This is a genomic window from Paraburkholderia phymatum, assembly GCF_040965635.1.
GTDB classification, from domain to species: domain Bacteria; phylum Pseudomonadota; class Gammaproteobacteria; order Burkholderiales; family Burkholderiaceae; genus Paraburkholderia; species Paraburkholderia phymatum_B.
This window is the reverse complement of the sequence record NZ_JBFRCH010000004.1, coordinates 212,146-227,534: the sequence shown is the minus strand read 5'-3', so window position 1 is coordinate 227,534 and position 15,389 is coordinate 212,146. Positions and strand designations below refer to the sequence as shown.

The following is a 15,389-nucleotide window of genomic DNA, read 5'->3' as shown; positions in this document are numbered from 1 at the left end:
CGGACGCGTTTGGAGCGTGAGAAGGGGCGGGGATATGGGGACAGCCAGCGGAGGAAAGGGTGGTGGAAGGAGTACCCGGACGGGAGACCGCGCCACGGCGGGGCTCTACGTAGCAATGGAGCGAGGCGGCCAGATAACCGGCTTCATCGACGCCGGGTGCGCATGATGTCGTCATGTCGGACGAGACGTTCAAGGAACCACCATGCAAAAGCACGCCACTAGCGGCATCGGTGTCGCGTCCGGTCCCATGACGGTGTTGTGGTTTTCATGATCGGCATCGCGGGATTCGTCGACACATTCGCGGCACCCGTCATTCCGGTCTCGCTCGATCCGCCGTTCGAACAGGCATCGATCGCGCGCGTTCAGGCAGGATAGGGCAGGTCATAGGTCTCGCGACTCGCTGCGCGCAGCGCGTCGATCATCAGCGCAGCAGCGGGCGAGAGCAGTTTTTCACCGTGGGTGATCAGCCCGAAGTCGTCCATCCTGCACTCCATCGGCAGAGGCAGAATTTCCACCATGCCGTGAGACGCGTAGTAGCGCGCAACGTCTTCCGCGAGCACCGCAATCATGTCGCTCTTTTCCAGCACGCGCGTGACGAAGAGCAGAGCGGCCGTTTCGACGACATTCGACGGCGGAGGGAGGCTTGCACGCTGAAACATCAGCTCGAAACGGTGCCGTAGCACACTGCCTGCTGGTGGCACGATCCACGCGCTGCGCTGGACGTCGGACAGCTCTATTGGCGCCCCGGTCAGCAGCGGATGACCTCGGCGAACCACGGCGCGGACCGGTTCGCCCGCGAGCGCCTCGTAGCGCAACTGAAGCTTGTCATGTTCAGCCGACAGCCGCCCGATTACGATGTCGAGCTTGTCTTGCCCCAGATGCTCGAGCAGCACATTGCTGGTGTCTATTTCGACCGAGATACGTATGTTCGCGTGCATGCGCTTGACAGCCGCGACAGCCGCCGGAAGCACGCGCACACCCGGCGACGTGATGGCGCCTACCGCAACGTGACCAAGGCGTCCCGCCTTGAGAGCGGCAAGTTCATCCTGGGCCTGTTCGAGACTGCCCAGCACGATACGCGCGTGCCGGATCAGCGCATCGCCATAGAGCGTCGGCCGCACCCCACGCGGCATGCGTTCGAATAGAACTGCCCCAAGCATCTCTTCCAGTTCGCGCAGCAGCTTCGAAGCGGCTGGCTGTGTCATGTTCAGCGCCGCCGCGGCGCGATGGATGTTGCCTTCCTCCGCAAGCGCGACGACCAGCAGCAATTGCCGTGTTTTCAGGCGCGTGCGCACGTACCAGGGGTTCGTATCCAGCATGGACTAAGTATTAATACCGATATATGAACTGATATGGGAAACATCCAACATTTCATTAGTAGGTTATCAACTTTGTTCATACACTGCACGCAAATCTGGCCTACCTAAAAGACGGACGATGTCGGCAACCAAACCCAAATTGCGGTCACAACAGTGGTTCGGCACCACTGACAAGAACGGCTTCATGTATCGAAGCTGGATGAAGAATCAAGGCATTCCCGATCACGAATTCGACGGCCGTCCGATCATCGGCATCTGCAACACGTGGTCTGAACTTACGCCCTGCAATGCGCATTTCCGCAAGCTCGCAGAGCACGTCAAGCGCGGCATCTATGAAGCAGGCGGCTTTCCCGTCGAGTTTCCGGTGTTCTCGAATGGCGAATCGAACCTGCGTCCTTCAGCGATGCTCACGCGCAATCTCGCGTCGATGGACGTGGAAGAAGCGATTCGCGGCAATCCAATCGACGCTGTCGTGCTGCTGTGCGGCTGTGACAAGACCACGCCCGCATTGCTGATGGGCGCGGCGAGCGTCGACGTGCCCGCGATCGTCGTGACGGGCGGTCCGATGCTCAACGGCAAGCTCGAAGGCAAGGACATCGGCTCGGGCACCGCAGTATGGCAACTGCACGAATCGCTCAAGGCGGGTGAGATCGATCTTCACCATTTCCTGTCGGCGGAAGCGGGCATGTCCCGCTCGGCGGGTACATGCAACACGATGGGCACGGCTTCGACGATGGCCTGCATGGCCGAGTCGCTCGGCGTATCGCTGCCGCACAACGCGGCGATCCCGGCTGTGGATGCGCGCCGTTACGTGCTTGCTCACATGTCGGGCATCCGTATCGTGCAAATGGCGCTCGAAGATCTGAAGCTCTCGAAGATCCTCACGCGCGAGGCATTCGAGAACGCGATCCGTACGAATGCAGCGATTGGCGGTTCGACCAATGCCGTGATCCATCTGAAGGCGATCGCGGGACGCGTCGGCGTGCCGCTCGAACTGGAAGACTGGATGCGCATCGGCCGCAACACGCCGACCATCGTCGATCTGCAACCGTCGGGTCGCTTCCTGATGGAGGAGTTCTATTACGCGGGCGGCCTGCCGGCAGTGCTGCGGCGCCTGGGCGAGGCGAACCTGCTGCCGCATCCCAACGCGCTGACCGTCAACGGCAAGTCGATGTGGGACAACGTACGCGAGGCGCCCAACTACAACGACGAGGTGATTCGCCCGTTGGACAGACCGCTCATCGCGGACGGCGGCATCTGCATTCTGCGCGGCAATCTCGCCCCGCGCGGCGCCGTGCTCAAACCGTCGGCGGCTACACCAGAGCTGCTCAAGCATCGCGGCCGCGCGGTGGTGTTCGAGAACTTCGATCACTACAAGGCAACGATTGGAGACGAATCGCTCGACGTCGACAAGGACTCGATCCTCGTGATGAAGAACTGCGGACCGCGAGGCTATCCGGGCATGGCCGAGGTCGGCAACATGGGCTTGCCGCCGAAGCTGTTGCGCCAGGGTGTCAAGGACATGGTGCGCATCTCTGATGCGCGCATGAGCGGCACCGCGTACGGCACGGTGGTGCTGCACGTCGCGCCGGAAGCGGCGGCGGGCGGCCCGCTTGCCGCCGTGCGCAACGGCGACTGGATCGAGCTTGATTGCGAAGCAGGGCGCCTGCATCTCGACATCAGCGAGGAAGAACTCGAGCGCCGTCTCTCCGACATCGATCCGGCCACGGCGCCGGGCGTCGCCGAGCAGATGGGCAAGGGCGGTTACGCGCGCCTCTACGTCGATCACGTGCTGCAGGCAGATGAAGGCTGCGACCTCGATTTCCTCGTCGGGAAACGCGGCGCCGCCGTCCCGCGACATTCGCACTGACGCGCATCGAAGGCAGATCATGACGATCCAACTCACGGGTGAACTGCTGATCGCGGGCCGCGCGAAGCGCGGCGAGGGCGCGCCGTTTCAGGCGCTCGATGCGGCCACGGGCGAACCCATTGCGCAACCCGTATTCCGCAGCGCATTGCGCACCGACGTCGACCAGGCCTGCGAGCTTGCCGACGAAGCGTTCGACATGTATCGCGCGTTGCATGCCGAAAAGCGCGCGCAATTCCTCGACGATTGCGCGGCGCGTATCGAAGCGCTCGGCGATCGACTCATCGAGCGAGCAATGGCGGAAAGCGGTCTGCCGCGCGCGCGTCTCGAAGGCGAACGCGCGCGTACGGCGAACCAGTTGCGCATGTTCGCAGCACTCGTGCGCAGCGGCGACGCACTCGATGCGCGCATCGAACCCGCGTTGCCCGAGCGCCAGCCGCCGCGCACTGATCTGCGCTTCTGGCGCATCGGCGTCGGTCCTGTGGCGGTGTTCGGTGCGAGCAATTTTCCGCTGGCGTTTTCGGTTGCGGGCGGCGATACGGCCTCGGCACTCGCAGCCGGTTGTCCCGTTGTCGTGAAGGCCCATCCCGCGCATCCGGGCACGTCGGAACTCGTGGCCCGCGCAATCCAGGAGGCGGTCGCGGCTGCCGGTTTGCCTGCGGGCGTGTTTTCGCTGTTGTTCGACGCGGGCCACGAAGTGGGCAGCGCGCTTGTCCAGCATCCTGCAATCCGCGCGGTCGGCTTCACGGGCTCGCGCGCGGGCGGTCTTGCGTTGATCAAGCTCGCGGCGGCGCGCGCCGAACCGGTTCCCGTCTACGCCGAAATGAGCAGCGTGAATCCGAACGTGCTGCTGCCCGGCGCGCTTGCCGCGCGAGGCGAGACGCTGGCGCGCGAGTTCGCCGCTTCGGCGACGCTGGGCTGCGGGCAATTTTGCACCAATCCCGGCCTGATGCTCGGGCTGGCGGGCATCGAGTTCGACGTCTTCGCTGCCGACGCCGCGCGGGAATTCAGCAGCGCGAGCGCGGGCGTGATGCTGACGCCTGGCATTCTGCGCAACTACGAACGCGGCATCGAGCGGTTGACACGACATCCGCAGGTGACAACGCTCGCACGCGGTAACGCAGCGCCAGGCCGCGCACAAGCGGCACTGTTGCGCGTGAGCGCAAAGGACCTGCTCGCGGACTCGACGCTTGGCGAAGAAGTATTCGGGCCCAGCAGCGTACTCGTGGAATGCGCCGATGCGCTCGAGCTGCGCGCGGTGCTGCGCAACATTGAAGGCCAGCTGACGATCACGCTCCACGCTGAACCCGTCGACGGCGAACTCGTGTGCTCGCGAACGGGTTCCCGACTGGCGTCGAAGTCTGCGACGCGATGGTTCACGGCGGCCCGTTTCCGGCCACCTCGGACGGCCGCAGCACCTCGGTGGGAACGGCGGCCATCGAGCGCTTCCTGCGCCCGGTCTGCTACCAGAATCTCGCCGATAACCTGCTGCCCGACGCACTGCGCGACGCCAATCCACTCGACCTGCGCCGGCGCGTTGCAGGCAAACCGGAAACGCAGCGCACGCCGTGAAGCGCGGACCTGGAAGATCCGCGCGCCAGTGCGCGTTGCGAATCGTGAATATGGTGAGAGCAACGATCGCGCGGGGCAACGAAACTTTTGAAGCAGGACTGACAACATGAATATGAGCCGTACGCCCCGCTACCGGGGCATCTTCCCCGTCGTGCCGACCACTTTCACGGAAACCGGCGAACTCGATCTGGCCAGCCAGAAGCGCGCTGTCGATTTCATGATCGACGCGGGCTCGGACGGCCTATGTATTCTCGCGAACTTCTCCGAGCAGTTCTCGCTCTCGGACGAGGAACGCGAAGTCATCACACGCACGGTGCTCGAACACGTAGCGGGCCGCGTGCCCGTGATCGTCACCACCACGCATTACGGCACCAACGTGGCCGCCGCGCGCAGCAGGCGCGCACAGGAGCAGGGCGCGGCAATGGTCATGCTGATGCCGCCGTATCACGGCGCCACTTTCCGCGTGCCCGAGGCGCGGATCTACGAGTTCTACGCGCGCGTGTCCGACGCCATCGATATTCCGATCATGATTCAGGACGCGCCCGCAAGCGGCACCGTGCTTTCGGCGGCGTTGCTCGCACGCATGGCGCGCGAGATCGAGCAGGTCTCGTACTTCAAGATCGAGACGCCGGGCGCGGCAAACAAGCTGCGAGAGCTGATCCGGCTCGGTGGCGATGCAGTGGAAGGACCGTGGGACGGCGAAGAAGGGATCACGCTGCTAGCGGACCTGAACGCAGGCGCAACGGGCTCGATGACGGGCGGCGGATTCCCGGACGGCATTCGCCCGATCATCGAAGCGCATCGCGAGGGCCGCATCGACGACGCCTTCGATCTTTATCAGAAGTGGCTGCCCCTCATCAATCACGAGAACCGCCAGGCCGGTCTGCTCGCCTGCAAGTCGCTGATGAAAGAAGGCGGCGTGATTGCGTGCGAACTGCCGCGCCATCCACTGCCCGCGATGCATCCGGACACACGCGCCGAGCTGATTGACATCGCGCGTCGTCTGAAGCCGCTTGTGCTGCAGTGGGGCAAATAAAAAGCATGAACGCACCCTACAGATTAGGCATCGTCGGCGTGGGCAAGATCGCACGCGACCAACATCTGCCGGCGATCGCAAGCAACCCGGGGTTTGCGCTCGTCGCGACCGCGAGCCGCAACGCGCAGGTCAACGGCGTGTGCAACTACACGAACATTGGCGCAATGCTCGAGGCCGAAGCCGACCTCGACGCTGTCACGCTGTGTGCGCCGCCCCAGGTCCGCTATGAACAGGCGCGCGCCGCGCTCGAGGCGGGCAAGCATGTGATGCTCGAAAAGCCGCCTGGTGCGAGCGTGAGCGAGGTCATAGCGCTTGCTGAATTTGCACGCAAGCAGAACCGGACATTGTTCGCCACCTGGCATTCCCGTTGTGCCAGCGCCGTCGAACCCGCGCGCTACTGGCTCGCCGAACGGACGATCCGCGCGGTGCATGTGCGCTGGAAGGAAGACGTGCGACGCTGGCATCCGGGGCAGCAATGGATCTGGGAACCGGGCGGCCTCGGCGTGTTTGATCCCGGCATCAACGCGCTGTCTATCGTGACACGCATCCTGCCGCATGAAGTCATTCTGCGCGATGCAACGCTGCATGTGCCGGCAGATTGCGCGACGCCCATCGCCGCCGAACTCGATTGCATCGACACCGACGGCGCGCCCGTGCGCGTCGAATTCGACTGGCGCCACGGCCCTGTCGAGCAATGGCAAATCGATGTCGAAACGACGGATGGCCTGCTTTCGATCAGCGAAGGCGGCAAGCGCCTCGCAATCGCGGGCGACTCTGTCGCGCTCGAACCAGAGCGTGAGTACGCGGCGCTCTATGAACGCTTTCACTGGCTCATCGCGCACGGCACGGACGACGTCGACGTGCGGCCGTTGCGCCTCGTCGCCGATGCATTCCTGCTTGGCAAGCAGATTGAAGTTGAGGCCTTCGGCCGCTAGACGCTTTATCGACCCTTCGCAACAACCATATCAGAGGAGACTAGCAACATGACCAGCAAAATCCGCCGATTCACGCTTCGTGCGATGTTTGCGGCAATGTGCATCGCGCCGCTCGGCATGAACATGGCGGCCCACGCCGATTCGCCAACCAAGATCGGCTTTCTCGTGAAGATGCCCGAACAGGCGTGGTTCATCAATGAGCAGAAGGCTGCTACGGCGCTCGGCCAGAAAGAGAACTTCTCGGTCGTCAACATCGGCACGCCCGACGGTGAGAAGGTGCTCGCCGCGATCGACAATCTCGGCGCACAAGGAGCACAGGGCTTCGTGATCTGCGCGCCCGACGTTCGTCTCGGACCGGCCATTCGAGCAAGAGCAAAGCGCTACAGCATGAAGGTCGTCACCGTCGACGACCAGCTCGTCGATTCCTCGGGCAAGCCGCTTGCGGACGTCCCGCACCTCGGCATGTCGGCGTTCAAGATCGGCAATCAGGTCGGTCAGGCGATCTCCGACGAAATGAAGAAGCGCGGCTGGAAGCCGGAAGAAGTGGGTGCGATCCGCATCACCGACTATGAGCTGCCGACTGCAAAGCTGCGCACGGATGGCGCGACGCAGACGCTGCTCGCGAATGGCTTCAAGAAGGACAACATCTTCGACGCGCCGCAAAAGACCACTGACGACGAAGGTGGCTTCAATGCGGCATCGCCCGTGTTGTCCAAGCATCCGAACATCAAGAAGTGGGTGGTCTTCGCGCTGAACGAGGAAAGCGTGCTGGGCGGCGTGCGCGCGACCGAGCAGTTGCACATTCCTTCAGCGGATGTGATTGGCGTCGGCATCAACGGCGCGGGTGAAGCGTTCGCCGAGTTCCAGAAGAAGGATCAGACGGGCTTCTTCGGCACGATCGCCGTCAGTTCGACGAACCACGGCAAGCAAAGCGCGCAGAACCTCATCGACTGGATTCGCAGCGGCAAAGAGCCGCCTGCGGACACGCAGACCACCGGCAAGCTCATGACTCGCGACAACTGGCAGGCCGTGCGCACCGAACTGGGCATCTGACGATTGCCTGAGCGTAAAGGCGAAAGAAGAGCAGGGATGCAATGACTGAAACCATGACTTGTGCGGGCGCGACGGAAGCGGCGAACGCTGAAGCTCAACAGGGCAAGCGCGCCTATCTGGAACTTCACGGGATCACCGTGAGCTTTCCGGGCGTGCGCGCGCTCGACAGAGTATCGCTGGAAGTACGTGCTGGTGAAGTGCACGGCCTGATGGGAGAGAACGGCGCGGGTAAATCCACGCTGCTCAAGGTGCTGTCGGGTGTGAATCAGCCGCAGGAAGGCACGTTGCGCCTGAACGGCGTCGAACACAGATTCACGACGACGAAGGCCGCGATCGAGGCTGGCATCGCAATCATCTATCAGGAACTGCATCTCGTGCCCGAGCTGACGGTCGCTGAAAACCTGATGCTCGGGCAACTCCCGAATCGCCTTGGCGTGCTCGATGAGCGCGCGCTCGTCGAGCGTGCGATGGCTGAGCTAAAGCGTCTCGGCGAGCGCATCGATCCACGCACGCCGATCAAGAACCTCTCGATCGGCCAGCGCCAGATGATCGAGATCGGCAAGGCGCTGATGCGTGACGCGCGCGTGATCGCCTTCGACGAACCCACGAGTTCGCTTTCGGCGCGCGAAACCGAGAACCTCTTTCGCATCATCAACGCGTTGCGTGAAGAAGGGCGCGCGATCATCTACGTCACCCACCGCATGGACGAGGTGGATGAACTCTGCGACCGCGTCACGGTGTTTCGCGATGGCAAGCGCATCGAGACCTTCGAATCCGTGGCCGAACTCGACCGCAATCGGCTGATCGCCGCGATGGTGGGCCGCTCGATTTCGGATGTCTACGGCTATCGTCCGCGCGAGGCGGGAGAGGTATTGCTCGAAGCGAAGGGACTGCTTGGGCCGGGACTTGCCGAACCGATCTCGTTCGCGGCACGGCGCGGCGAGATCGTCGGTTTCTTCGGGCTCGTGGGCGCGGGCCGCTCCGAACTCATGAAGTTGATCTACGGGGCAACGCGCGCCAGCGCAGGGCACGTCGAGCTCGACGGCAAACGCGTGAACTTCGCGAGCCCCCGCGATGCCGTGCGCGCCGGCATCGCGCTGTGCCCCGAAGACCGCAAGCAGGAAGGCATCGTCGCGATCGCCTCGGTGGCGGACAACCTGAATATCAGCGCGCGCCGTCACTTCAGTCCCGCGCGGTTCCTGCTCGATCCGCGACGCGAGCGCGAACTGGCGCAGGACTACATAGAGAAGCTCGCGATCAAGACGCGCAACGGCGAAACAGCGATCGGCACGCTCTCGGGCGGCAATCAGCAGAAAGTCATCCTCTCTCGCTGGCTCGCCGAACGCATTGAAGTATTTCTGATGGACGAGCCCACGCGCGGCATCGATGTCGGCGCGCGTGCCGAGATCTACAACCTGCTGTACGAGCTGGCCGAGGCGGGGCGCACGGTAGTGATGGTGTCAAGCGATCTCGCCGAAGTGATCGGCGTGGCGGACCGCATCATCGTCATGCGCGAAGGGCGCATAGCGGGCTGCGTGCCGAAGGCCCAGGCATCGCCTGATGAACTGATCAAAATGGCGCTGCCGCACTGAAGCAACTGATTTGCCGTGCGTGCTCGCAGCATCTGCGGCGCTCACGATTCGAATGATGAACCAGAGATGAGTCAAGCCATGCAATCACAGGGCACTTCCGCCGCCAACCAGTCCGCCGCGCCCATCACGCCTTCGCGCGCACGCGCATGGGACATGATCAACAGGTCGGGCATCGTCGTGGTATTCGTCGTGCTGTTCGCGGTGCTTTCCGCAACGGTGCCCGACTTCCTGACGACCCGTAACATCCAGGGCCTTCTGCTCTCGGTTACGCTGATCGGCTCGATCGCCGTCACGATGATGTTCGTGCTCGCGCTGGGCGAGGTCGACCTTTCCGTTGCTTCGATCGTCGCGTTTTCGGGCGTCGTTGCGTCGACCGTGATTACGCAGTCGCATAGCGTGCTGCTCGGTGTCGCCGCGGGCGTGCTCGCGGGCGGAGCCGTAGGGCTTGTCAACGGCGTGCTGATCGCCCGCTTCAGGATCAACTCGCTGATCGCCACGCTTGCGATGATGGAAGCTGTGCGCGGCCTCGCGTTCCTGACTTCGAACGGCGATGCCGTGATGATTTCCGAGGAGCGCTTCTTCGATCTCGGCGGCGGCTCTTTCCTTGGAATCTCCTTTCCTATCTGGAGCAACATCATCGGCTTCGCCGTTTTCGGCTTCCTGCTCAAGAAGACCGTGTTCGGCAAGAACGTACTTGCGGTCGGCGGAAATAGCGAAGCGGCGCTGCTAGCGGGTCTGCCCGTCACGCGCATCAAGATCGCAGTGTTCGTCCTGCAAGGTCTCGTGACGGGTTTTGCCGGCGTCATGCTCGCATCGCGGATGAGCCTCGGCGACCCGAAGACTTCCGTGGGACTGGAACTCGGCGTGATCTCCGCATGTGTGCTGGGCGGCGTGTCGCTCACGGGCGGCGTGGCGACGATTTCGGGCGTGCTGGTCGGCGTGCTGATCATGGGCGCAGTCCAGGACGCGATGAGCCTCATGAACGTGCCCACTTTCTATCAATACCTGATTCGCGGCGGCATTCTGCTGCTCGCGGTGCTGTTCGACCAGTTCCGGCGTAGCAAGCGGGCGGTCTGACTTTAACCGGGCCCGCGCGGCGAAGATTCCGGACGAGCATGCGCGGGTACTTGTAATCAGTGATCCGGGAAGGAGGACACGAGCGAAGTAGGGCCTCGCAGACGCGCTCTGACCGCGCAGATGGTCGCTATGCCACGTCGAGACGTCGGCCCGTATCAAGCGGGAAGGCAGTACTAACAGATATAGTACATAGGAGACAGAACATGAGACTCATCAGCAAGCTTGCGTTCGGCACGCTCGTCAGTGCGGCATTGACCTTTGCGGCCACTACCAGCGCGTCGGCTCAGGAAAAGCAGATTACGCTCGGGTTTTCACAGGTCGGCGCAGAAAGCGCGTGGCGTACGGCAAATACCGTGTCGGTGAAAAGTGCCGCAAAGGATGCGGGAATTAACCTGAAGTTCTCCGATGCCCAACAGAAACAGGAAAACCAGATCAGGGCAATCCGTTCGTTCATCGCGCAAAAGGTGAATGTCATTGCGTTCTCGCCGGTTGTGGAATCGGGTTGGGAGCCGGTGCTGAACGAAGCAAAGGCAGCGCACATTCCGGTGATCCTCACCGACCGTGCTGTCGACGTGAAAGATACGTCGCTTTACGTGACGATGATTGGCTCCGACTTTCTTGAGGAGGGACGGCGAGCCGGCCGGTGGCTCGAAGAACGCTACAAGAACGAGCCGGGCCCCATCAATATTGCGGAGTTGCAAGGCACGGTCGGGTCGGCACCCGCCAACGATCGTCACGCAGGCCTGATGGAAGTGGTCAAGAACGATCCGAAGTTCAAGATCATCGCTTCACAAAGCGGCGACTTTACGCTCGCTGGCGGCAAGCAGGTCATGGAAGCGTTCGCCAAGTCCTACGGCAAGCAGATCAACGTCGTGTACGCACATAACGACGACATGGCGCTCGGCGCGATCCAGGCCATGGAGGAGGCGGGCATCAAGCCGGGCAAGGACGTGACCGTCGTATCGTTCGATGCAACCAAAGGCGGCTTCGAGGCGATGATCGCCGGCAAGATCAACGTGGACGTCGAATGCAGCCCGCTGCTCGGACCGCAGCTGATGTCGGCCGTGAAGGACGTCGTTGCGGGCAAGCAGGTGCCCAAGCGCATCGTGACGAACGAGACGGTTTTCCCGATGAACGTCGCGGCGCAGACTCTCCCGAGCCGAAAGTACTGACGGGCGCCCGAAGCTGACGGCTTTCGCAAGGCGGTCTGGTGCTGCCAGCCAGACCGCTGCTGCACATTCACGACCATTTTGGCAGCGCGGTTTTCAGGTGCGTAACGGCCATGAATCCAACACCCATCCTCGAAATGTCCGGCATCGACAAGACGTTCCCGGGCGTGAAGGCATTGCAGCAGGTGAATTTCCGGCTCTTTCCGGGCGAGATCCATACGTTGATGGGCCAGAACGGTGCGGGCAAATCGACGCTCATCAACGTGCTGACGGGTGTGCTCGGACATGATCGAGGCGAGATCAGGCTAGGCGGAAAGACCGTGCACTTCGCGGCCCCGCTCGATGCTGAAGCGGCAGGAATCCAGACGATCTATCAGGAAGTGAACCTGTGCCCGAACCTGTCGGTAGCGGAGAACATCTTCGTCGGCCGGCAGCCGATGAAGCGCGGCGCGATCGACTGGAAAACCATCCATATACGCGCCCGCAAGGTGCTTGCGGATCTCGATCTTTCCCTCGACGTCACGCGCTCGCTCGACGCCTATCCGATCGCCGTGCAGCAGATGGTCGCGATCGCGCGCGCGGTCTCGGTTGACGCGCGCGTATTGATTCTCGACGAGCCGACGTCGAGCCTCGACGACGGCGAGGTCACGCGACTGTTTTCCGTCTTGCGGCGACTCAAGGCATCGGGGATGGCGATACTGTTCGTCACGCACTTTCTCGAACAGACCTATGCCGTCTCTGATCGCATTACCGTGATGCGTAACGGCGAGCGTGAGGGCGAGTATCTGGCAAGTGACTTGCCCGTCGAAGTGCTGGTCGCGAAGATGACGGGCCACGAACGGATGAGCGAGCGGCTCAAGGAAGGTGCGTCGGAAGCGGCGCGCGAAGACAATCACACGCAACCGCTCCTGTCGATGAGCGGCGTAGGCAGGCGCGGGCTGATGAACCCCGTCGATCTCGAAGTGCGGCCAGGGGAGATCGTGGGCCTTGCCGGTCTGCTCGGCTCGGGGCGTACCGAGACCGCGCGCCTCGTGTTCGGCGCGGAGCGCGCCGACTCGGGCACGACGCAGGTGGACGGCGCGAACGTGAAGCTCACGTCGCCGCATCACGCGGTGCGCCATCGCATTGCGTATTGTCCGGAGGATCGCAAGAAGGAGGGCATCGTCGCCGCGCTGTCGATTCGCGAGAACATCGTTCTCGCACTCCAGGCACGACGCGGCTGGTGGCGCATGATCAGGCCGTCGCGTCAGCGCGAGATCGCGGACGAGTACATCGCACGGCTCGATATCAAGGCGCGCGATGCGGAGCAACCCATCGGCCTGCTCTCGGGCGGCAACCAGCAGAAGGTGCTGCTTGCACGATGGCTCGCCACCGAACCCAGGCTGTTGATCCTCGATGAACCTACGCGCGGCATCGATGTGGCTGCGAAGTTCGACATCATGGATCGCGTGCTTTCACTATGCGCGAAAGGTCTCGCGATTCTTTTCATTTCGTCGGAAGTCAGCGAGGTCGTGCGTGTCAGTCACCGGATAGCCGTGCTTCGCGACCGGCGCAAGATCGCGGAGATCTCTGGCGAAGGATTGTCGGAAGACCGCGTGTATCGACTCATCGCAGGAGGACAGTCATGACCCGGATCAGGACATGGCTTCACCATCAGCTGGTCTGGCCTGCGTTGACGCTCGTGCTGCTGTTCGCACTCGACATCGCACATCGGGCCAGCTTCCTTTCGGTCACGCTGCTCGACGGCCATCTTTTCGGCGCGCCAATCGATATTCTCAACCGCGCGGCGCCGCTCGTGATCGTGTCGCTCGGGATGACGCTCGTCATCGCGACACGCGGCATCGACATCTCGGTCGGCGCCATCGTTGCGATTGCGGGCGCGGCGGCCGCTATCGTCTTGCAGGAGGACCCTTCGCGCGTCGGCGGCGCACTGCTTGCGGCGCTCGGCGTCGGCGTGCTCGCAGGCGTCTGGAACGGCGTGCTCGTCGCGTTCGTCGGCATGCAGCCGATCATCGCAACCCTCATCCTGATGGTCGCGGGGCGCGGTGTCGCGCAGCTGCTGACAAGTGGACAGATCATTCCCATCGGCGCGCCGGGCTACCTGAAACTCGGCGACGGTTACTTCGCAACGGTGCCCTGTTCGGTGTGGATCGCGATAGCCGTGACCGCGGTGACGGCGCTGCTCATCCATCGCACGGCACTCGGTCTCTTCATCCGGTCGATCGGCGTGAATCCCGTCGCGACCCGGCTTGTCGGACTGCGCTCTGGCACCATCGTGTTTAGCGTCTACGTGTTTTGCGGAGCGATGGCGGCGATTGCGGGGATCATCGCGAGCTCGAACGTGCGCAGCGCGGACGGCAACAACGCGGGGCTGCTGCTCGAACTCGACGCGATCCTGGCGGTGACGCTCGGCGGCACATCGCTGCTCGGTGGCCGCTTCAGCCTCGCCGGCACGGTGCTCGGCGCACTCATCATCCAGACGCTCACGTACACGACGTACTCGATCGGGGTTCCGCCGGAAGCGACGCTGATCGTCAAAGCGGTGGTCGTGATCGTGGTCAGCATGATCCAGTCAGAAGCGACTCGCCGCTTGCTGGTCACGCAGATCAGGCGGGTCCTCCCTTCCGCGCAGCCGGGCGCAGCCACGGGATCGACGACGTCATGAACAAGCTCATTGGCCGTCTGGCCGACCCTCGCACGCTGCCCATCGTCGTGACGATCCTGCTGTTTGCCGCGCTGTTCGGATTCGGCTCGATCATGTACACGGGCTTCTTCTCGATGCAGGTGCTGACGGGCCTGTTCGTGGACAATGCGTTTCTTCTGATCGTCGCGATCGGCATGACGTTTGTGATCCTGTCGGGCGGCATCGATCTGTCCGTCGGTGCAGTCGTTGCATTGACGACGGTTCTCTGCGCGATGGGCGCCGAACGGCTGCATTGGCCAATCTGGGTGATCGCGCCGCTCGTACTGGCCTTTGGCGCGCTATACGGCGCGGCGATGGGCGCACTGATCCACTTCTTCAGGCTGCAGCCGTTTATCGTGACGCTCGCCGGCATGTTTCTCGCGCGCGGCGCGTGCTTCCTCATTACGACGCAGTCGATCACGATCAACGAGCCGACCTTTCATGCGATCGCCAGCCTGAATGTACCCGTTGGCGGCGGGTCGCTCAACGCGGGTGCGCTCATCGCGATCGCCATGCTCGCAATCTCGCTCTACGTTGCGCACTTCACGCGCTTTGGCCGGAATGTCTATGCGGTCGGAGGCAATGAACGGTCGGCGCTGTTGATGGGGCTGCCCGTCGCGCGCACGAAGGTGGGCGTGTATGCGCTCAGCGGGCTGTGTTCTGCGTTGGGAGGGGTCGTATTTACCCTTTATGTGCTAAGCGGCTATGGGCTGCAGGCCCAGGGTATGGAACTCGACGCGATCGCGGCTACTGTGATTGGCGGCACGTTGTTGACGGGCGGAGTCGGCTACCTGATCGGATCTTTGTTCGGCGTCGGCATACTCGGCACGATCCAGACATTGATCACGTTCGACGGCACCCTCAGTTCATGGTGGACGCGCATCGTGATCGGCGCATTGCTATGTGTCTTTTGTCTGCTGCAACGAATCATCGAGCGCCATGCGGCACGACGGCAATCGGGTGGCACGGGTCTTGGCACGAAACCCGATTCGCCGCCTGGCACACCGCGACCGGGCACGGGCGTTCACGACGAGACTGCGCTTGTCAAGACGGTGTGAACCACCTATCGGAAGAAAGATATGTCTA

General features: G+C 62.9%; 11 protein-coding genes and 1 pseudogene. 11 read left to right on the top strand and 1 reads right to left on the bottom strand.

Translation table 11 applies throughout. From position 1 onward, the window contains the following. Positions 1-362 precede the first annotated feature (362 nt). Complete coding sequence (locus AB4Y32_RS10525; protein ID WP_368721281.1) at positions 363-1,319, bottom strand: LysR substrate-binding domain-containing protein; 957 nt, start codon at positions 1,317-1,319, stop codon at positions 363-365. Positions 1,320-1,437: 118 nt separating this feature from the next. Between AB4Y32_RS10525 and AB4Y32_RS10520 the strand changes: the two genes are divergently transcribed. From AB4Y32_RS10520 to yjfF, 11 genes and pseudogenes are all read left to right on the top strand, one after another. Further along, positions 1,438-3,189 (top strand): IlvD/Edd family dehydratase, encoded by a 1,752-nt coding sequence (locus AB4Y32_RS10520; RefSeq protein ID WP_368721280.1) that lies wholly within the window; start codon positions 1,438-1,440, stop codon positions 3,187-3,189. 25 nt (positions 3,190-3,214) lie between these two features. After that, positions 3,215-4,758, top strand: a pseudogene (locus AB4Y32_RS10515) (aldehyde dehydrogenase (NADP(+))). A gap of 106 nt (positions 4,759-4,864) precedes the next feature. Continuing rightward, a complete protein-coding gene (locus tag AB4Y32_RS10510; protein WP_368721279.1) occupies positions 4,865-5,794 on the top strand; it encodes a dihydrodipicolinate synthase family protein in 930 nt (309 codons plus the stop codon). A 5-nt stretch (positions 5,795-5,799) separates the two neighbouring features. Then, positions 5,800-6,729 (top strand): Gfo/Idh/MocA family protein, encoded by a 930-nt coding sequence (locus tag AB4Y32_RS10505; RefSeq protein WP_368721278.1) that lies wholly within the window; start codon positions 5,800-5,802, stop codon positions 6,727-6,729. Between the two features lie 48 nt (positions 6,730-6,777). Continuing rightward, positions 6,778-7,782, top strand: coding sequence for an arabinose ABC transporter substrate-binding protein (locus AB4Y32_RS10500; protein ID WP_368721277.1), 1,005 nt, complete (start codon positions 6,778-6,780; stop codon positions 7,780-7,782). Between the two features lie 41 nt (positions 7,783-7,823). Beyond that, the gene (araG, locus tag AB4Y32_RS10495) at positions 7,824-9,374 is read left to right on the top strand and encodes an L-arabinose ABC transporter ATP-binding protein AraG (protein ID WP_439899769.1); all 1,551 of its coding nucleotides are present in this window, start codon (positions 7,824-7,826) and stop codon (positions 9,372-9,374) included. Positions 9,375-9,440: 66 nt separating this feature from the next. Beyond that, the gene (araH, locus tag AB4Y32_RS10490) at positions 9,441-10,451 is read left to right on the top strand and encodes an L-arabinose ABC transporter permease AraH (RefSeq protein ID WP_368721276.1); all 1,011 of its coding nucleotides are present in this window, start codon (positions 9,441-9,443) and stop codon (positions 10,449-10,451) included. A 203-nt stretch (positions 10,452-10,654) separates the two neighbouring features. Next, positions 10,655-11,623, top strand: a complete 969-nt coding sequence (locus AB4Y32_RS10485; RefSeq protein ID WP_368721275.1) for an ABC transporter substrate-binding protein — start codon at positions 10,655-10,657, stop codon at positions 11,621-11,623. Between the two features lie 110 nt (positions 11,624-11,733). Beyond that, positions 11,734-13,248: a sugar ABC transporter ATP-binding protein gene (locus AB4Y32_RS10480; protein ID WP_368721274.1), complete on the top strand. Its 1,515-nt coding sequence runs from the start codon at positions 11,734-11,736 to the stop codon at positions 13,246-13,248. Then, on the top strand, positions 13,245-14,285 hold the full coding sequence (locus tag AB4Y32_RS10475; RefSeq protein ID WP_368721273.1) for an ABC transporter permease: 1,041 nt from the start codon (positions 13,245-13,247) through the stop codon (positions 14,283-14,285). The genes AB4Y32_RS10480 and AB4Y32_RS10475 overlap by 4 nt, the downstream gene beginning before the upstream one ends. After that, the gene (gene yjfF, locus AB4Y32_RS10470; RefSeq protein ID WP_368721272.1) at positions 14,282-15,361 is read left to right on the top strand and encodes a galactofuranose ABC transporter, permease protein YjfF; all 1,080 of its coding nucleotides are present in this window, start codon (positions 14,282-14,284) and stop codon (positions 15,359-15,361) included. The genes AB4Y32_RS10475 and yjfF overlap by 4 nt, the downstream gene beginning before the upstream one ends. Positions 15,362-15,389 lie beyond the last annotated feature (28 nt).